This window comes from Chryseobacterium binzhouense, assembly GCF_007474545.1.
Taxonomy (GTDB): Bacteria; Bacteroidota; Bacteroidia; order Flavobacteriales; family Weeksellaceae; genus Chryseobacterium; species Chryseobacterium binzhouense.
On the sequence record NZ_VKOG01000010.1, the window covers coordinates 48923 to 67976 of the forward strand.

At 32.1% G+C, this 19054-nt stretch carries 24 protein-coding genes and 1 riboswitch; of the genes, 13 read left to right on the plus strand and 11 right to left on the minus strand.

The window, feature by feature from the left end:
- The first annotated feature begins 61 nt into the window (after positions 1 to 61).
- From FNE73_RS16370 to FNE73_RS16380, 3 genes are all read left to right on the plus strand, one after another.
- Positions 62 to 724, plus strand: coding sequence for an ATP-binding cassette domain-containing protein (locus tag FNE73_RS16370; protein WP_185147372.1), 663 nt, complete (start codon positions 62 to 64; stop codon positions 722 to 724).
- A gap of 85 nt (positions 725 to 809) precedes the next feature.
- The gene (locus FNE73_RS16375; RefSeq protein ID WP_228430178.1) at positions 810 to 1556 is read left to right on the plus strand and encodes a hypothetical protein; all 747 of its coding nucleotides are present in this window, start codon (positions 810 to 812) and stop codon (positions 1554 to 1556) included.
- 40 nt (positions 1557 to 1596) lie between these two features.
- Positions 1597 to 1778: riboswitch (cobalamin riboswitch) on the plus strand.
- A 105-nt stretch (positions 1779 to 1883) separates the two neighbouring features.
- On the plus strand, positions 1884 to 2267 hold the full coding sequence (locus tag FNE73_RS16380) for an acyl-CoA thioesterase (protein ID WP_143885627.1): 384 nt from the start codon (positions 1884 to 1886) through the stop codon (positions 2265 to 2267).
- A gap of 38 nt (positions 2268 to 2305) precedes the next feature.
- Here FNE73_RS16380 and FNE73_RS16385 read toward each other — a convergent pair whose 3' ends face one another.
- The gene (locus FNE73_RS16385) at positions 2306 to 2896 is read right to left on the minus strand and encodes an HD domain-containing protein (RefSeq protein ID WP_143885628.1); all 591 of its coding nucleotides are present in this window, start codon (positions 2894 to 2896) and stop codon (positions 2306 to 2308) included.
- Between the two features lie 240 nt (positions 2897 to 3136).
- Between FNE73_RS16385 and FNE73_RS16390 the strand changes: the two genes are divergently transcribed.
- The 8 genes from FNE73_RS16390 (at position 3137) to FNE73_RS16425 (ending at position 10274) form a co-directional block, all read left to right on the plus strand.
- Complete coding sequence (locus FNE73_RS16390) at positions 3137 to 3466, plus strand: PadR family transcriptional regulator (RefSeq protein WP_089742584.1); 330 nt, start codon at positions 3137 to 3139, stop codon at positions 3464 to 3466.
- A 12-nt stretch (positions 3467 to 3478) separates the two neighbouring features.
- Positions 3479 to 5179: a PspC domain-containing protein gene (locus FNE73_RS16395; protein WP_143885629.1), complete on the plus strand. Its 1701-nt coding sequence runs from the start codon at positions 3479 to 3481 to the stop codon at positions 5177 to 5179.
- Between the two features lie 311 nt (positions 5180 to 5490).
- Positions 5491 to 6087, plus strand: a complete 597-nt coding sequence (locus tag FNE73_RS16400) for a 1-acyl-sn-glycerol-3-phosphate acyltransferase (protein ID WP_143885630.1) — start codon at positions 5491 to 5493, stop codon at positions 6085 to 6087.
- 107 nt (positions 6088 to 6194) lie between these two features.
- Complete coding sequence (locus FNE73_RS16405; protein ID WP_143885649.1) at positions 6195 to 6626, plus strand: PaaI family thioesterase; 432 nt, start codon at positions 6195 to 6197, stop codon at positions 6624 to 6626.
- A 117-nt stretch (positions 6627 to 6743) separates the two neighbouring features.
- The gene (locus FNE73_RS16410; RefSeq protein ID WP_143885631.1) at positions 6744 to 7199 is read left to right on the plus strand and encodes a protease complex subunit PrcB family protein; all 456 of its coding nucleotides are present in this window, start codon (positions 6744 to 6746) and stop codon (positions 7197 to 7199) included.
- A gap of 51 nt (positions 7200 to 7250) precedes the next feature.
- Positions 7251 to 8315, plus strand: a complete 1065-nt coding sequence (locus FNE73_RS16415; RefSeq protein ID WP_143885632.1) for a hypothetical protein — start codon at positions 7251 to 7253, stop codon at positions 8313 to 8315.
- 6 nt (positions 8316 to 8321) lie between these two features.
- Complete coding sequence (locus tag FNE73_RS16420) at positions 8322 to 9398, plus strand: RNA polymerase sigma factor (protein ID WP_143885633.1); 1077 nt, start codon at positions 8322 to 8324, stop codon at positions 9396 to 9398.
- Between the two features lie 12 nt (positions 9399 to 9410).
- Positions 9411 to 10274, plus strand: a complete 864-nt coding sequence (locus tag FNE73_RS16425; RefSeq protein WP_143885634.1) for a hypothetical protein — start codon at positions 9411 to 9413, stop codon at positions 10272 to 10274.
- Between the two features lie 84 nt (positions 10275 to 10358).
- Here FNE73_RS16425 and FNE73_RS16430 read toward each other — a convergent pair whose 3' ends face one another.
- From FNE73_RS16430 to FNE73_RS16440, 3 genes are read right to left on the minus strand one after another with little or no spacing between them, the layout of a single operon-like run.
- Positions 10359 to 10928, minus strand: a complete 570-nt coding sequence (locus FNE73_RS16430) for a hypothetical protein (protein ID WP_143885635.1) — start codon at positions 10926 to 10928, stop codon at positions 10359 to 10361.
- Between the two features lie 5 nt (positions 10929 to 10933).
- Positions 10934 to 11755, minus strand: coding sequence for a GLPGLI family protein (locus FNE73_RS16435; RefSeq protein ID WP_143885636.1), 822 nt, complete (start codon positions 11753 to 11755; stop codon positions 10934 to 10936).
- Between the two features lie 17 nt (positions 11756 to 11772).
- The gene (locus tag FNE73_RS16440; protein ID WP_143885637.1) at positions 11773 to 12261 is read right to left on the minus strand and encodes a hypothetical protein; all 489 of its coding nucleotides are present in this window, start codon (positions 12259 to 12261) and stop codon (positions 11773 to 11775) included.
- Positions 12262 to 12388: 127 nt separating this feature from the next.
- On the opposite strand from FNE73_RS16440, the gene FNE73_RS16445 reads away from it, so the two are divergent.
- Positions 12389 to 12709 (plus strand): helix-turn-helix transcriptional regulator, encoded by a 321-nt coding sequence (locus tag FNE73_RS16445; RefSeq protein ID WP_143885638.1) that lies wholly within the window; start codon positions 12389 to 12391, stop codon positions 12707 to 12709.
- A gap of 33 nt (positions 12710 to 12742) precedes the next feature.
- Complete coding sequence (locus tag FNE73_RS16450) at positions 12743 to 13717, plus strand: chorismate-binding protein (protein WP_143885639.1); 975 nt, start codon at positions 12743 to 12745, stop codon at positions 13715 to 13717.
- A 92-nt stretch (positions 13718 to 13809) separates the two neighbouring features.
- Here the strand turns inward: FNE73_RS16450 and FNE73_RS16455 are convergent, their stop codons facing one another.
- The 7 genes from FNE73_RS16455 to FNE73_RS16485 form a co-directional block, all read right to left on the minus strand.
- Positions 13810 to 14985: a hypothetical protein gene (locus tag FNE73_RS16455; RefSeq protein ID WP_143885640.1), complete on the minus strand. Its 1176-nt coding sequence runs from the start codon at positions 14983 to 14985 to the stop codon at positions 13810 to 13812.
- Positions 14986 to 15132: 147 nt separating this feature from the next.
- Positions 15133 to 15720: a DUF6705 family protein gene (locus FNE73_RS16460; RefSeq protein ID WP_143885641.1), complete on the minus strand. Its 588-nt coding sequence runs from the start codon at positions 15718 to 15720 to the stop codon at positions 15133 to 15135.
- Positions 15721 to 15725: 5 nt separating this feature from the next.
- Positions 15726 to 16433, minus strand: coding sequence for a hypothetical protein (locus FNE73_RS16465; protein WP_185147373.1), 708 nt, complete (start codon positions 16431 to 16433; stop codon positions 15726 to 15728).
- Positions 16434 to 16874: 441 nt separating this feature from the next.
- Entirely contained in the window at positions 16875 to 17156 is a 282-nt protein-coding gene (locus FNE73_RS16470; protein WP_143885643.1) for a DUF6705 family protein, read from the minus strand.
- Positions 17157 to 17741 (minus strand): DUF6705 family protein, encoded by a 585-nt coding sequence (locus FNE73_RS16475; RefSeq protein ID WP_143885644.1) that lies wholly within the window; start codon positions 17739 to 17741, stop codon positions 17157 to 17159. It abuts the gene before it with no gap.
- Positions 17742 to 18323: a DUF6705 family protein gene (locus FNE73_RS16480; protein ID WP_143885645.1), complete on the minus strand. Its 582-nt coding sequence runs from the start codon at positions 18321 to 18323 to the stop codon at positions 17742 to 17744.
- The gene (locus tag FNE73_RS16485; RefSeq protein WP_143885646.1) at positions 18324 to 18902 is read right to left on the minus strand and encodes a DUF6705 family protein; all 579 of its coding nucleotides are present in this window, start codon (positions 18900 to 18902) and stop codon (positions 18324 to 18326) included.
- Positions 18903 to 19054: the final 152 nt, after the last annotated feature.

Here is a 19054-nt window from a genome sequence, read left to right on the forward strand (position 1 = left end):
TTTTTCTATGGACAATTACCGTCATTATTTCTGTTGTTTTACAATTCGTAACATTTTTATTATGAGTACGCTTCACATCGACAGCATCACAAAGTCTTACGGTAAAAAAGATATTCTGAGAGATATTTATTTGAGCTGCGAAACAGGAAAAACTATTGGGATCTTAGGAAGAAACGGCTGCGGAAAATCTACTTTGCTACAAATTATCTTTGGAACAGTAAAAGGAAAAAGTCAATACATAAGGTGGAATCATAAAATTCTGCAAAAGCAATCTGACAGAAAAAATATCATTGCTTATTTACCTCAAAGCACCTTTCTTCCGAAAAATATAAACATCAAAAAACTCATCATCCTTTTCTGCAGTCATCAAAATACCGAAAAGCTATTTCAAAATGACTTAATGAAACCGTTTCTTGACGAAACTCCAAAAAATCTTTCTGGCGGAGAAGCCAGAATTATAGAAATCCTGCTCTTACTGTGTTCAAATGCTGAGTTTATCTTGCTTGATGAGCCATTTCAAAATCTATCTCCCAAAATAGTCTCGGAAATAAAAACAATTATCAGACAGCAAACTCAGAATAAAGGATTTATAATTTCTGATCATCAATACCAAGACGTTATTGATATTGCAGATGAGCTGCATCTTCTTTCTGAAGGCTGTTTACGACCAGTAAAAGATTTATCTGATCTGAAACAATTTAATTATCTTCCAAAAAATATTTAATTTATATCTTTGGACTATAATATTCTCAATAAAAATGAAATTTATCAATAAACTAACATACTTATCTATATTCAGCATTTTTTCAATGTGTTTGATTCAGGCACAGAATAAAATTCCGTTTGGTGTTGTAAAAGCCACGGAAGGATATGCAATGGTGCGTGTACACAAAGAAGATTACCGAAAAATAGTAGACAAAATAAGAATGAAGAAAGGCGATGTTTTTGTATATGTGAAACCCGCTCCCGGAGAAACCGACTGGATCTGGATAAAATATCCTGAAAAAGACGACATCCCAAAACCATTTGTAAGATATGACAGTCTTACAAAAGAAGGCATGGTAAATAAAGAAAGAATTGCATTTATTGACCAGCTCCCAAAATTCACACCTTCAAAATCAAAAAACGGGAGGTCACTTATATTTACAGATGATACCAACCAAAAAATCCCCACCAATGAACGTACAAAAGTGATCATTGATGTATATCCTTCCAGCGCAAAATTCAAAAAGCAGGAAAAAGATACAGAAGGAAATATCATCAAGATTGATAAGCAGAAACCATGGGGAATCGGCAAAGAACTGCCGGAAGGACTTACTGAGGTAAAATCTATCAGAGTACAGCAGCCGGGAAGAGGATCTGTTTTTGTAAGAGAAGCGATCAAGAATATGTTTGAGCCTACAATGGATTTTGATAAAGCCGGGGTTTCTTCTATTGATAAAGATCATATTTTCTTGTACATGATCAACGGTTCGGGAGCAAACAGATATACTACATTCTGGACGATCAAAGAAGGAAAAGTAATTAGCCAGATTGTATATCATAATCCTGAATAAAATCTGAATTTTAATTCTTATTTTTGTCCTCAGAAAGTGCATAAGCTTTCGGAAAAATGGTTGTGCTTAACCGCAGATGAAAAGGGAATCGTGTGAAAATCACGAGCTGTCGCGCAACTGTAAGTAACGCTAATCTTTATCACAAAACCACTGTGCAAAGTCATGGGAAGGAGATAAAAGATAGTTATCAGCCAGGAGACCTGCCAATTTTCTTTAGAATAAAACTTTCGCGATTTGAAGTTTTTGATTAGCAGATTTTCGGAGATTTTTATCTCTGCTTATTTTCTGTTGTTTTAAACTTTCATTTTGCCTTAAATTTATAATGAAATGACAACAGAAGAAAGAATTGAAGCTTCCGAAACCAGAATTTTTAAAGCCGTTTTCCCGAATACAACCAACCATTATGACACCCTTTTCGGTGGTACTGCCATGCAGCTGATGGATGAAGTAGCTTTTATTGCAGCCACCAGATTTGCCAGAAAACGTGTTGTAACTGTAAGCAGCGACAAAATTGACTTTAAAAAGCCAATTCCCGCAGGAACAATTATTGAACTTATCGGAAAAGTTTCTCATGTAGGAAGAACCAGCATGAAAGTAAACGTAGAAATCTACACCGAACAGATGTACTCCTATGAAAGAGAAAAAGCGATTACAGGAGATTTTACTTTTGTGGCAATTGATGAGTTTAAAAAACCTATTCAGATATTGTGAAAAATCGGCGGGCTTTGCCCGCCGATTTTTTTTATATACTATCTTAATACTTTTTCGGTTTCCAGATTAAGATTCAGCAGTTGATGAAAAGCCTCTCCCATTTCATCGGATGCTCTGCATATAGCATTTTCAAGCATATTTCGGATCTGAAGCTCTGTAACTTTAGCTTCTGTCCAGCTTTTTCCTGAGGTATGGGAATTTAATATAAAAGGCATAATTCTGTCAATAGCACACGCAAAGATAGCATCCGGAGTCTGCTCTTCTTCAAATTCCAGCCAGAGATTAAAAAATTCTGACCGAAGTGGCTCATCCAAAATTCCGAAAATCTTCTGAGCAGAATTTTTTTCCCTTTCAAATTTGCCAACCATGGCTGCTTCGTCAAACAGAAAAGTATCGCCGGCTTCAATTTCAACCAAGTCATGAATGGAAAGCATTCTGATTACTCTCAGCAAATCAATATCTGCTCTGTTTTTTGCATAAGGAAAAAGGATCTGAGCCAGAATAATGATCTGCCACGAATGTTCCGCTGTATTTTCTCTGCGGGAATCATCGGCGTTGTAATTTCTTCGCTGAACATTTTTCAATGCATCTACAGCGATAATAAAATCTATTTCTTTTTGAATTTTCATGCTGTAAAATTACATTATTTAGACGAAAATTTAACTTTAATTAAAATCTACAAATTACAAAAATAATTTTATTATACTGAAAATCAATATTTTAAAGTAAATAATAAAAATATTTTACTACTTTGTATTGCATAATACCATTTTAATTACATATCTTTGTAATATAAAATCAGAACAAGTTCATCTAGCTAGGAACTTTAATCTGAAATGATGATAACTAATTAATAAAACCAATTAACAATGAATACCGAAAATACCAAAGCGCAAATGCGAAAAGGGATTCTGGAATTCTGTATTTTAAGTCTTATCAATTATCGCGAAATGTATGTTTCTGATCTGATTGATGAGCTCAAAAAAGGAAAACTGGATGTAGTGGAAGGAACACTCTACCCTCTTTTAACAAGATTGAAAAATGGAGAATTTCTCTCTTACAGGTGGGAAGAATCAACGGGTGGACCACCAAGAAAATATTACCAGATTACTGAAAAAGGCAAAACTTTTCTTACCGAACTTCAGAATACATGGAAAGAACTGACAGATTCTGTAAACCAAATCACTCAAAAAAATTAAAAACAAAAAGCTATGAACAAGACACTCTCAATAGGACTCGCAGGTTTTTCTTTTACCATAGAAGAACACGCATATATAAAGCTCAGTGATTACCTGAACGCTCTGAGAAGCTCTCTGGATATTTCGGAAGCAGATGAGGTAATGCATGACATAGAAATAAGAATGGTTGAAATCTTCAAAGATTCTTTAGGAAGACGCGAGGTGATCAATGACGCTGATGTAGAAAAAGTAATTGCACAGATCGGCTCACCTGAAAAAATTGAGGAGCAGGAAGAAGCATATTACTCAGAAAAGAATTCTAAAGCAAAAACCTCAGGAACTTATTATACCGATAAAAAACAACTGTTCAGAGATCCTGAAAAACAAAAAATAGCAGGTGTATGTGCTGGTTTGGCTGCTTATTTTGGTCTGGAAATCAGCTGGATGAGGTTGATCTGGGTAGGAGCATTTATCCTGTTATGGATCGCACCAGGATCATCTTTCTTAGTGATCATTCTTTATATCATTCTTTGGGCAGTATTGCCAAAAGCGGAAACTGCATCAGATTTTTTGAAAATGAAAGGCAAACCGCTCAATTTTGATAATTTGAAGGAAGAATCCAGCAAAATTGTACAGTTTGCCAACGAAACCACAACAAGAGCAGGAGAAATCTATATTGAAAATAAACCTTACGTTAACAAAGCTGGAAGCGGAATCTGGAATGTTTTGAAATACATCATCGGGATTTTCTTCGCCATCATGGCAGTAAGCAGCATTATCGGGGTATTCGTAGTTTTTGGACTTTTCGGCATTGATTCTAATTTTCCGGGAGCCAATGAAATGAAATTTTATTTTGACGATAATGGTCTGTATAATGTTCTGGCTGCATTAATCATCATCGGGTCTTTGATTCCTGCAATTCTATTCAGTTTACTGAGCATCAAAATTTTTTCTCCGAAAACAAAGTTGAGAAATATCGGATGGGTTTTAGGGGCTTTATTTCTTACCGTGATTGGATTGGGAACCTATTTCGGAATTAGCATGGCAAAAAGAGAGATGCTTTTTACGGGTCATAAGGAAGATACAGAAGAAATTGCCATCAACACTCAGTCTGATACCCTTTATGTAGATGTAAAACAAATTACCATCCCACAAAATTTTGTAGGCTATGATGATGATCTGTACTCTGATAAAAGCTATGTTTATAAAAAAGACTGGATCAATGTAGATATTACCAGAAAACCAGATGTTAAAACTCCTTATCTTATCATTAAAAAAGATGCGAAAGGATACAATATTCCTCTGAATGTACATATTCCTGTAGAAATCATGGACAATAAAGTAATCCTTCCTAATTATGTAAAATACCCTTACGATCATCGTTTCAGAGAATATCATATTGATTACGAATTAGTTATTCCAGAAAACTCAGTAATCATTTCATTGAAAAAGAACGAAATTAATATGAATGGTGATGCAGATGGAAATGGGATTAATGATGATGACGAGGATAATGAGCATGAAGAAGAAAGCGAAAATGTGATTAAGATAAATGGTTCTACTATAGAGTATAATTCTGATGATAAAGACAGTGTAATCATCAATGGCAAAAAATACCCTAAAGGCGAAGCAAAGCAGGTGATGGATACGATGAAGAAAAAAATCGGTGAACTAGAAAATGTTGACATCAAAATAAAAGACGGCAAAAAAGAACTATCTATTAAAACCAAATAATTAAACTTTAGAGAGTGCGGAAGGTGTGAATGGAAGGCAATCGTTTGAAATTCACACTCTTCTTCTCTCAAAAAATTAAAATAATTTTCAATCTAAAGTGTTTTATTACAGAAATAATTCTTATATTCGTACTTTAAAATATCACAAATTATAAACACAAAAAAAATTAACCCATGGTACAAGTAGTTTTAGAAATCGCAGTAAAAATCGCAGATTTTATCAGCAGTTTATTTTAAGAGCAACAATATTTCAATATATTTGTAGAGTATAACCATTTTTTGGTTATACTTTTTTGTTTTAAATCGAAAAAAATGAGAAAACTGATTGGCAAACTTATGCTGAAAATTCTTGGCTGGAAAGTTGTACTGCAAGGAAACGTTGATAATCTTGACCGCTGCATCCTTGTCGTAGCTCCCCACACCCATAATATGGAATACCTGTTAGGAAATCTTGCTTATTGGTCTTTAGGAAAAAAATTAAAAATAATTATCAAAGATGCTCATACCAAATCGTGGTATGGATCTATTGTAAAGAGTTTGGGAGGAATAGGAATTGACAGAAGCCAGAAAAATGATCTTGTTAATTTTGTTGCCGGACAATTTGCCAAAGAAGATTTCAGTCTTGTAATTACACCGGAAGGAACAAGAAGCTGGGTTCCAAAGTGGAGAAAAGGTTTTTACCATATGGCATTGGCGGCAAAAGTACCAATAGTTTTGGCAGCCGGAGATTTTAAAAGAAATATCATCTATTTGGGCTATCAGATTTCTTATGAAAGATTAGAATCTGCAAGTTTTGCTGAAATTATGAAAGAAATTGAGGATTATTACATTAAAAATGATATTGTCCCAAAAGTTCCTGCCAACTGGAATCCTAATATTATGGGAAATGAAACAGAAGTTAGAAGTTAGAAGTTAGAAGTTAGAAGTTAGAAGTTAGAAGCAAAATTACTTTTTACTCTTTTACTTTTTATCATTTTCTATTCATCATCCATTAATTATCATTCATAAAAATGTATATACAAAATAAATCTAAAGAAGAGATTCTGGAATTTTTAAATAACTGGGGCGGCGAAATTACTTTGGCCAAAACTCTGGAAATAAAATTTACAGATATTGATCTTGAAAAAGAAATGCTTACCGCAACCATGCCTGTACAGCCTAAAGTACACCAGCCGTTCGGAATTTTACATGGTGGTGCAAGCTGTGTTTTGGCAGAAACATTGGGATCAAGCCTGTCTAATCTATTTATTGACGGCAGCAAATATTACGGTGTGGGAACTAATATTAACTCCAATCACCTCAGAAGTAAAAAAGACGGTACAGTGACGGCAGTTGCCAGATTCATCCGAAAAGGAAAAACCATGCATGTTTCAGAAATTGAAATAAGGGACGAGAAAAATCAGCTCATCAATCATACCACGATGACCAACAATATCATCAACCGATAACTTCACATTAAAAAAAAATTAAGGACTCAATAAAAATTTGAGTCTTTTTTTTATGTTTTGTTGCAACCTTTTGATTTTTTTTCATCATATATACAGAAACCCTTAAATTTATAGATCATGAAAAAACTTCTACTCTTTTTGTTAATCTCAGTTTTATTTATCAATTATTCCTGTAATGATAAGGATGAAAATATTGAAAGTAAAACACAAATTAATTTCCAGTTAATCGGAAAAGGAGAACTCATTGGAAACAGCCTGACACAGCAAAATCTTGTCATCACCAATTCTGCACAATGGACTACCCTTCTCAATACTCTGGATGCGAACAATGATGTATCAGGAGGATTTACCGAAACGAATATTGATTTTAACCAGTACATGGTAATTGCGGTTTTTGATCAGACTTACTTAAATGGTGGGCATTCTATTGATATTATTGCAGTAGATGAAACAGCATCAAATCTGGAAATAAATGTAGAGAAATTATTGCAGGGCAATGTAACGTCAATCGTCACCCAGCCTTATCATATTGTAAAAATACCTAAAATTGCAAAACCTGTAACATTTTATTAAAATTCACTGCAACCTTTTAATAATTCTTCATCTTAATAGAAAATAATAACCATGAGAAATTTAATTTTACCTTTTATTTTGTTGTTAACTTTTGTATTTTCTTGCAGGGAGAATGAAACTGAAGATCTGGAAAAAAATGTTAATTCTGTAGACCTTTATGTTGCTGGTGCAGAAAACAATCAAGCTTGTTATTGGAAAAATGGGCAAAAGGTTATTTTACAAAACGGAACTGGACTGTATGCTCACCAGATTATTGTTGAAAATAACAACATCTATGTTTTGGGCTCAAAAACTAGTGAGTACATGCTGGATTTACCCTCAAAACATCATTATTTATGGAAAAACGGAAACAGATACAATTTGGATGAATATTTAGAAGATGTTCCAAATCCAGGACCAAATAGTCATTTCGGAATAAATTCTAAAATGATTGTTGAAAATGGTAATATTTATTTGTCTGGTTATATCACAATTTATAATGCTTCTTCAGCATCTCCAATTACAAGCTATTATTCTTGGAAAAACGGAATTAAAACTTTAATTTCAAATGATACTGATGTTGCTTTTCATTCATCTTATGATTTAATAAATAATGAAATTTATTATAGTATAAGAAAAAATTATCAATATAATCCTCCTACCTGGGAAACGGGTTTTTTTAAAAATAACATATATTATTCTTTAGCTACCAACTCTGATGTTAAAAGCTTACATGTTGATAATTCAGGAACATACGCTCTAATTAAAAATGTAATGAATGGTGAGAAATATTTAAAAAATATAAATACAAACGCTATTTTGCAATTACCTTCAAATCCTCCTGGAGAAATCTTGGATATGCTTTGGATAGATAACGATAAATATTATATTGGAAATAATTTTTACTACAAAAACAATACTTTAATCCAACTAAATGACCCAAATGGATATAATATTATTCGCGGATTTAAAGTAAAAAACCAACAAGTATATACAATTAGATATAAAGATGGGATAAATATTGGAGATTATGCTAAAGTATTTATTAATGATATTGAATTTCAAAATATGGCTCAGACATTAACATCAACAGCAGATCCGAATGTAGGAGGTCTTTTATCAATATTTATAGATTAATTGTAAATGCAAAAACTCAACTGGCAAAAAATTTACCTCAACTATTCCCCAAAACTCTTGGGGATTTGCCGGCGTTATGTAGCAGATCTTCAGGCTGCTGAAGATATTGTTCAGGACAGTTTTATGACAGCCATTGAGAAAAACCAACAGTTGAAAGATGAAAAGGCTGTTTTTGGATGGCTCAGAAAAATTGTTATCAACAACGCCCTGCAATACATCCGAAAAACAAGTGCAGAAAATTTTGCAACCACAGAAATATCAGAAATTGCCGAAATAACCGATACCCATCCCGCAATGGACGAAAAAAAGCACATCCTAATATATGATTTCACGAGAGAAGAGCTGTTGAAGTCTATCGACAGCCTTCCCTCTCATCACAAATCTGTTTTCAATCTCTATTTTATTGAAAACTACACCCATTCAGAAATTTCAAACCTGCTTCAAATCCCTGTAAACACTTCAAAGTCGCATTTATTAAGGGCGAAAAAATCAGTTCAGGATTATTTGATGAAAAATTTTGGAAACAGGCAAAATGCCAAAAACAAAACTGCTCAGATTCTTGTTTTTCTTGGCTTCGGCGGACTTTTATGGGCACAGACTTTTCAAAATAAATTTTCAGATTTCGAAATTCAGCCGCAAAAACTATCCGAATTTTCGGGAAGTACTGACTTGCAGAATTATTCTGGTTTCAATCAATATTTCAAAAAAAATCTTGTAATTGCTGCAACTTTTTTAATCCTGATGACAGGATCTGCATTTTTGTTCAGACCAATACCTTCACTTTCTGCAACAAAAAATAATATAAGCTTATCTGAAAATCATTTAGAGCAAAACATAAAAATTAAAGCAGATTATACATCACAGCAGGAAAAAATAAAAATTTCAACTATTAATACTGATTTAAAAGAAAACTCAGAAGTGACTTTACCAAAATCAGAAGTCGCACAAATAATTTTAACACAAAGTAATTCTGAAAAAAAACCGCTTACAAAAACAATCTCTCAACCGACTGAAGAAAAAACTGCTCCTGTCGTTATAGTTAAGAAAATCATCCAGAGAGATACCATATTTATAGAACACTAAACTATTCTGCTTTTGAAAAAACTAATATTCTTTTTATTTATACTGTTTTACACTTGCTTTCAGGCTCAGAGAAAAAAAACCGACACTATTTATATTTATGAAAAAGTAATCGTATATGATACCATTTATCTTGAAAAAGCCATCAAATTAAAACCTGCAAATCTTATGTTTTCTTCTTTCGAAATTAAGGAACAAGAAATTAAAGAAATCAGTCGAAGCATTGATGAAGAACAAATAAAAAAAATTAAATCGAAAAGATTTCAATACGGAATTCAGGCAGGAATTGGTTTCAAAAAAGCAAGCTGGGCTGAAATGCTCTCTCAAAAGAATCAACAGTTCGGACAAAATTTTGGAATATGGTTTTCTAAAAGCATCATCAATCCTAATTTTTCTCTGATGTTTTCCGTTAATATTCATCATTGGAATTCTACTTTTGATCTGGACGCCAATAAACAAGAAACATACCTTGACGGATTTTATTTTTCTAAAGATGATCAGCCTCTGCTTTTCCAAAGATTTAATAATAAACATTTCGAGTATATCTTGCAGTTAAAAGCAGTATATGAATGGAAAAAAATTCGTCCTTTTGCTGGAATTTTAGCCAGCCAGAATGTTTATAAAATGCAATTTTTGACTCCTGAAAACTATGTGTTGAACAAATTGGATGATTTTAAAAGCAATCAAATCAATTTCGGATTTTCTGCAGGTCTTCAGTATCGGGTTTTCAGTCGTTTTTTTATTGATTTTGAATATCAGCAATTCAGAATTAAGAATCTTTCTCTAAAAAATCCCGCATTTGACTTTGACATATTTAAACCGAATAATATCTTTGCTGAAAGAAAATTCTTACTCGGAATTTCTTACCAGATCAGATAATTCAGAAAAGCACAAATCAAGAGAATAATATCTAAAATAATAAAACAGCCTTTTACAATTTTTGTAAAAGGCTACTTTTTAAGATTAATTTTGCTGTATTGATTCAGTTAATTTTGTGGTAGTACTTGTACTTTTGTGACAAGAAAGATGACAATCTGCAGAACATAATGAAGCACCTAAACTTGTCGGTTTTCCATAACAATCATTTGCACGGTGACATTTAATTACACAAATTGCCGGATCATCACCAGAGCCTGCTAAACTCATATCTTTTGTAGACTTAATATGCAGAATTTCCTTACTTATATAGATCAAATGCTTTTTGGTTTTTTCGCTTAGAATATTGCTATCCTCTGCAATGTAAGTAGCCACAGGTTTTTGACTTTTCTTATCAACAACTACCTTAAAATAGTATCCCTTTCCTTCCGAATCCTCTTTGTAAATTGTATAATATTCAATATTATTTTTCTCCAAAACAAAGTTATCTTGTTCTGTTAATAATGAAAATGATTTATTTTTAGGCTCTTCATTTTTCCTAAAATTACTAAAGTATTCTTTATCATTATCTGTGTTGTTTTTTGTAGCAGCATAAGAAAATAGGCTACATAAAATTAGCATCAATAGCGTTACTTTTTTTAAAAAATTTTTTTTCATAATTGTTAAGGTTTTAGTTCTATTTTATTTTGTTTTTTAAACATTTCTATTAAACTTTTTTGAGTATCATTAACTAATTTTCTCATATCTACAACATTACCGTTTTTATCAGCTCTTTCATAGATTTGAGTAGCATTCATTAACTCTTGCATTCTTTGTGTAGGATTATCCTCATAATTTTTTCTCAAATCATAATATTTTTTTCTAGAAGTTTCTATAAATTTAGTAGTACTAAGATCTAAAGTAATATCGTTTCTATCTGTAGAAATACCTATAATACTAAAACAATGCTTATTTTCTGTGTCATAAATTTCCAAGATTAAACCTGGTAAACCAAAAAATTTATAGGGACCTTCCTGGATAGGTATTTGTTCCGTAAAATAAGCCTCATAACTTCTTCCTGCATAAGAAGTTTTTGCTAAAACAGCATTATATCCTAAGATTTCTTTTTTTGTATTAGTAATAATCCATTTAAAATCTGGCTTTTCAGAATATTTGAATTGTTTATCCATAAAATCATTAGAATAAAAAACAACTTCTCTTTTTGCTAAATCTTTACCTATAATACCTCCAAGATAATCTTCTGGTAAAGCTCTGAAATTGGTTGTTTTATTGTTTTTAGTATCTGCAATCATAATAGAATCTGACAAGTATTCGCCTTCACTAAAAAATAAAGATTCTTTTTCATCAATCCGAAGAAATGCTGTCTGAGATATTATTGTGGTATCTTCAACATTTTTTTGTTTAGAATACTTATACTGAACAACTAAATTTTGTGAAAATAAACTGCTGCAACTGAAGAATAAAACAATTATACTTATTTTCATTCTCAAATTTATATAATTTATTGTATTGATGCCGTAAGAGATTTTACTGGTTTAGAAAGCATATAACATTCAATGAAACAGTCTGTAGCACAAAGCATAGTTCCTACTTGGGATGGTTGATCATCACATTTCCATTTATTATTACAGTCCGAAAAGCAGTTGGCTCTTATGTCTGTTGGCCCTCCATCACCTGAACTTTTTACACTATTAATGTGATAAGTAATGAAATCAGAAACTTGTTGAGTTGCAATATCAATGTTTATGATATCTTCTAATTTTTGGTCAGAATCCAATACTTCGATTGAATAAGAGGATATTTTACCATTTTCAGCTTCTCCTACATAAACTTTGAGCTTTTTTCTCATACCATCAGCAACCGTTCTGTACACAATTTTTTCATGCACATTAATCTCTCTTAGCTGTTCATTCTTATACAGCTCAACTCTGTCTCCTGCGAAGCAAAAAGAAGTAATAAATAAAACGAATAATAATGTTAAATTTTTCATTTGAATTAAGTTTTTATTGTTTAACAGTTCAAAACTAAAACAAATATTTCACACTATATATGAATATTATTCCACAAAATATGTGGAACTTTTTGGACATTTTTTATATTTTTGCAAAAAACATTTTATGGTCGGAAAAAAATTAAGAATCCTTAGAACTAAAGCACAAATTTCTCAGCAGGACTTAGCAGATTTTGTAGGTGTTGACAGAAAAACATATATCAACTGGGAAAACGAAATTACTGATATAAAATCGGAGTACATCCCTAGATTAGCAGAAAAATTAGGTGTCGATTTCAACGAACTTTTTGATGAAAATGTGACTAGTATTCAGCAAACCTTTACTGACAGTATATTTAATAATAGTATTATGATTATGATGGTTACCGACAAAAAAGTAATGACAGATGTATTAAAAGTTTTGAAAAGAGATAACAATCCTGAATAAAAACAAATTCGGATTTAAGAAAAGCACTACTTTATGATTTACTTTCAGTTTCCTTTTGACGAAAAATTCTATTCTATCGATGAAAAATATGAGATACATCCCATAGAATTTCGTTCATTTGACAATGCGGAAATTAAAAATTTCAAAGGAAAAATATTGGAAATCAGTAAGGATGAATTTAATACACTAAATATAAATTCTGCCATTCTCCATGATGAGGAAGTAAATTATAAAGCAGAAAACAAAGAGGAATACCTGAAAAAGCTGGAAGATATAATCGAAATTATCAAAGAAAACAAACTACCGAAACTTGTTCTGTCAAGAAGAAAAATTATCCGTGATTTTAATTCTTTAAATCTTAACAAAAGTTTTTCAAATCTTTGCCTAAATTATCCAAATGCCTTTAAATACGTGTTTTTTGACGGAAAAGATTCCTGGATGGGTGCTTTCTCAGAAGTTTTGGGAAAATTTAATAAAATAACTCAGGAATTTGAAACGATGAGTCTTGCAGGAACAATTCCTGTGCATGAAAACTGGTCGCAAAAAGAAATTGAAGAACAAAAACCTGTTTCAGATTACATCCGGAATATTCTACAACAATACGATTTTGAAAATACATTAAAAGAGTCTGAAACCTATGATCATATTTCAGGGAATATTAAACATTTAAAAACAGATTTTAAGCTGAAAATTAATCCTGAAAATTTGGATATGATCATCAGAGAACTGCATCCTACACCAGCGGTTTGCGGTATTCCCAAAGATTTTTGCGCAGATCAGATTGGTAAAATCGAAAAATTTCCGCGCGAGCTGTATGCAGGATATATCAAAATTGAAACAGAACATCACATTCAGTTTTTTGTCAATCTGCGTTGTGCCAAGCTTTATAAAAATGCTATTCATCTCTTTGTTGGCGGCGGAATTACCGCAGAAAGCAGTCCGGAAAAAGAATGGGACGAAACAGAACTGAAATCAGAAGCTGTTTTAAAAAATCTTGAGCTGAATTGAATTTACTTCTAATAAAATGTGAGTTACAATACAAATCCTCCTGAATTTCTCGGGAGGATTCTTGGTATTTAATCAGTGTTGACAACGATAGCCTATTCATAATATTCAATTTTTCTTATCCATTTATATAAATCTTTTCCATCTACATTTTTAATAACTTCTGTCCAGTTTTTATACTTATCATATTTATATTTAAATACAATTTCAGTTGCTTTTAAATCACTTTTACTTTCCCCTTGAGCATCTAGATACAAAACTTTTACTATTTGATTATTTTCATATGTAAACTGAATTTGATTTAAAATATTCCCTTGATAAAAGTTTTTTCTTGTTTTCAGAGTACCATCATCATAATATTCATAAGCTGTTGATGAAATACTGGCAAAAGCACCTCCAATTATTTCTTCACGGTATTTTCCGTTTTTTTCTAATATATAATACCGGTATTTATCGTCATTAATCTGAGTCTCTTTTATAATTCTTCCTAATGTATCCCGTTCATATTTTGTGTATCCTCTTTGAAAAAGTTTTTTATTATAATGATCGCTCCTGTAACTGAATGATTTTGATTCTTTAATTTGTAAATCATTATCATAAAAATTAACCTGAGTTAGTCTTTTCCTGAAAACTGAATCCTTTCCTTCCAGAAAAGAATTTTTTCCGAGTTTATTCCATACAAAATCAGTTACAGCAAAAACACTGTCGGTCTTTGTTAATGTATCAAATTTTGTTATTATGAACGGATTATATTTTTCATGATTGATAAAATAAACTTTAGTAGGTTCATCTTCCCATTTGGAGCGATATTCTGTGAACTTTAATTTTTTACTTGAACCCTCATAAATATATTTCTTATAAGTTTTGGAATACTTATTAGTGGATTTTTCATTAATTAACCTTCCCAAAAAATCATAAGTATAATCATAATCGTCAACAACATCTCCTGACCTATAATACCAGGTTTCTTTTGTTATATTTCGGTTTTTATCGTAATATGTTTCGTTATTAATGTATCTGCAAAAATCACTCTCAAACCATGTTCCTGACATTCTGGATCTTAAATTTTGGGGTGTCATGATCACCGAGTGACCATATTCGTCATCTCCATGCATAAACGTAAAAGGACCTGAATCATTTAAAAATAGTACATATTCTTTTACATATTTTGGTTTCCCAAAAATAGAATCTTTAATAATCTTAGAGCTATTTTGTTGGGCTTGAGTTATTAAAACCATTCCAAAATTAAACAGCAATAATATTTTTTTCATTTATAATTTCTTATTTTAACAAAAGTTGTCCTAAAAGTCAGATGTTCTTTTGAGCATCGAATATGTAGATATACTACTTATATAGGAGTTACAACAAAATTGACAAAGTTAGAGGCTGTCAAAACTTTTTAGATAGCCTCTTCCACTTTACTGCTTTGTCAGATAAATATTCTGTTTCTCAGGAATAGTTGTTTTAAAGGTATTGGGACACTCTCCCATAACAGTATCGTAATTTCCATCAAAAAATATATTAAGAGTATTAGGGTTTGCCGGTTTTATCATAAGAAAAACTTTACCATAATTTATACACCCTGATGTTACCGGACCTGAAAAAAACATACTATATGATTGTAGATTACTTGTTAAACCAAGACCTTCAAAATTAGTCTTAGTATCATCTGGTTCATTAAAATTATCGAAAATAATTAACGGTAGATTTCCTGTTGTCGTTATTCGTAATCTTCCAATTAATCTATCTTCCTTTACTATACCGTCTACATCCACATTTTCTTTTTTAAGTAAATTCATTTCATATATCTTCCCATCATAAATACCCTTCCATGTACCAACATACTTATTCAGTGTATTATTTACATCTTTTACATATGTGAACATATTAGGACAAGGAAATGGTGGATTATCTTGCATACACTGCGCCATAGTTTCTAATGACACAACTTGTGACTTACAAGAGAATGTGAAAGAGAATGCTATTATAATTATTAAATATTTCATTTTTTTCATATTTTAGTTGAACATTTTATTTCTTCAATATTTGTTTTTGTTGTATTAAGCTTAATTTCAGTATTACTACCATCTGCATTCATCCGGTATAAAGACACACCTTTTAAGTTCATTTGGTCATTCATAAATTTTAATATTCCATATTCTAATTTTTTTGGATCATCTTTATTCCATTTCATAGTTCTTTCAAATGCAACACCAAGCGTTGTGATTTGTGAATCTGTAAATGTTTTAATTTGATTAATATCTCCAGTAAATCTTATTTGATAATTTCCTTTGGGTGATACCATTACTGCAAATACTTCCTCTAATGATGTACCTGCATCTTTTGCATTTTTTACCATTTCCATTAAATAGTTGACGTCTGCAGGAGAAAACATTTTAATGCCATCCTTTGGTCTGTACTCACCATTTATATCTGTATACCAGAAGTCTTTTACATGAGTGTGAAAATAAGCAATAATATTTTTATTTTGTGGTAATAAGGGATTTGGAAGTGATAAAGAATTTTTTTCATCTGTAGCATTGGCATTATTTTCATAAGTATATGACCCGTTTCTCCTATAAGTATAACCCGTTTCTTTTTTTAGATTTAAATTAGTTTTCAATGTATCTATTCTTCTAGAAAACTCGGGATGAGCTCGTTGTGCTTTTATTTTCGCACAAGGAGTCTGTACTAGCGGAAGATTCAGCTGTGACGGCACTGCGTTTTCGCATTCTGCGTTAATGCCTGTTGTAGGATCTTGTGGTGTGGTGAAAACGAGATTGCTTTAAACTGTTAAATTTTAATATTGCCTTTTGTACAAAAACCATATAACAACAAAAACCTCTTTGCAGAGGTTTTGCTTTTACTGCTTCGTTAGATCAGCCCATGTCAATGGTAACAGCTTAGGACAGGTGGGTGTGTCTATCGCATCACCATTCGGATAAAAGAATATTTTCATCTTGTTGCCTCCATTAAGAGAAAGTGTTGGCGTGTGCAGATATATTGTACCATCGACACAACCGCTTTTTCCATCAAATAACATCTCGTAAACAGTATGCTGAAAATTAATTCCATAAGGATATGCATTATCTTCATCATTCTGAAAGCTATCGTAGAGAATATTTCCCTGAGCATCTTTTATCCTGATTTTTCCAATCAGTTAATCCCACTTCATATCATAATTTCCAAAGTCTATTTTCTTTTCCAGTTTCAATTCTATTTGTTTCCCTTCAAATGTTCCTTTCCAGGTTCCTTCATAAGCATTGAGGCGGTTTCCGACATCTTTTACATGAGTAACATTGTCCATACCTGGACATGGTATACTTTTGTCCGGTCTATTCCTACATTCTTCCATCTGCTGTAATGTAGCCGTAGTCTGAGCTTTACAGGAGAAAAAAATAATGAATAATTGGGCTGTAAATAACTTGATTATATTTTTCATTTACTGCTTCGTTAGATCAGCCCATGTTAATGGTAACAACTTAGGACAGGTAGGTGTGTCTATGGCATCACCATTAGGATAAAAGAATATTTTTGTTTTAATGCTTCCGTTAAGAGAAATTGTTGGGGTTTGCAGAAATATTTTACCATCAACACAATCACTTTTTCCACTAAACCTCATCTCATACACACTATATTGAAAATTAATTCCTTTAGGGTCAGCATTGCTTTCAACGTTTTGAAAACTATCAAATAAAATATTTCCCTGTACATCTTTAATTTTCAATTTCCCTATAAGTTTATCCCATTTGATATCATATTCTCCAAAATTAACTTTCTTGATAAGATTTAATTCTATTTGTTTACCCTCAAAAGTTCCTTTCCATGTCCCTTCAAATGCATTCAAACGGTTATCAATATCTTTCACTTGTGTTATTTCTATATTTTCAAAACCAGGACATTCTACGGTTTTATCTTGTCTTTTACTACATTGTTCCATCTGCTGTAATGTAGCCGTAGTCTGAGCTTCACAGGAAAAAAAAATAATGAATAATTGGGCTGTAAATAACTTGATTATATTTTTCATTTACTGCTTCGTTAGATCAGCCCATGTCAATGGTAACAGCTTAGGACAGGTGGGTGTGTCTATCGCATCACCATTCGGATAAAAGAATATTTTCATCTTGTTGCCTCCATTAAGAGAAAGTGTTGGCGTATGCAGATATATTGTACCATTAATACATCCACTTTTTCCACTAAATCCCATTTCGTATACAGTATGCTGAAAATTATATCCGTAAGGATCTGCGTTATCGTCAGCATTCTGAAAACTGTCGTAGAGAATGTTTCCCTGCGCATCTTTTATCCTGATTTTTCCAATCAGTTGATCCCACTTCATATCATAATTTCCAAAGTCTATTTTCTTTTCCAGTTTCAATTCTATTTGTTTACCTTCAAATGTTCCTTTCCAGGTTCCTACATAAGAATTGAGTCGGTTATCTACGTCTTTTACAAATTTTACATCTTCTAAATCAGGACAACCTTCTGTAACTCGATTTGGTCTATTACTACACTCTTCCATCTGTAGTAAACTGGCAGTTGTTTGAGATTTGCATGCAATAGATGCAATTAGCAATACGGCAGTAAATAATTTAATTAGATTTTTCATTTACTGCTTCGTTAGATCAGCCCATGTCAATGGTAACAGCTTAGGACAGGTGGGTGTGTCTATCGCATCACCATTCGGATAAAAGAATATTTTCATCTTGTTGCCTCCATTAAGAGAAAGTGTTGGCGTGTGCAGATATATTGTACCATCGACACAACCGCTTTTTCCCCTGAACCTCATTTCGTATACAGTATGCTGAAAATTAAATCCGTAAGGATCTGCATTATCTTCAGCATTCTGAAAACTGTCATAGAGAATATTTCCCTGCGCATCTTTTATCCTGATTTTCCCCATTAGCTTATCCCATTTTACGCTATAGTTACCAAAGTCTATTTTTTTCTCCAGTTTCAATTCTATTTGCTTACCTTCAAATGTTCCTTTCCAGGTTCCTTCATAAGCATTGAGGCGGTTTCCGACATCTTTTACATGAGTAACATTGTCCATACCCGGACATGGTATACTTTTGTCCGGTCTATTCCTACATTCTTCCATCTGTTGTAATGTAGCCGTAGTCTGTGCTTTACAGGAGAAAAAAATAATGAATAATTGGGCTGTAAATAATTTGATTATATTTTTCATTTACTGCTTCGTTAGATCAGCCCATGTTAATGGTAACAACTTAGGACAGGTGGGTGTGTCTATCGCATCACCATTAGGATAAAAGAATATTTTCATTGTACTGCCTCCACTAAGAGTAAGTGTTGGCGTATGCAGATATATTGTACCGTCAA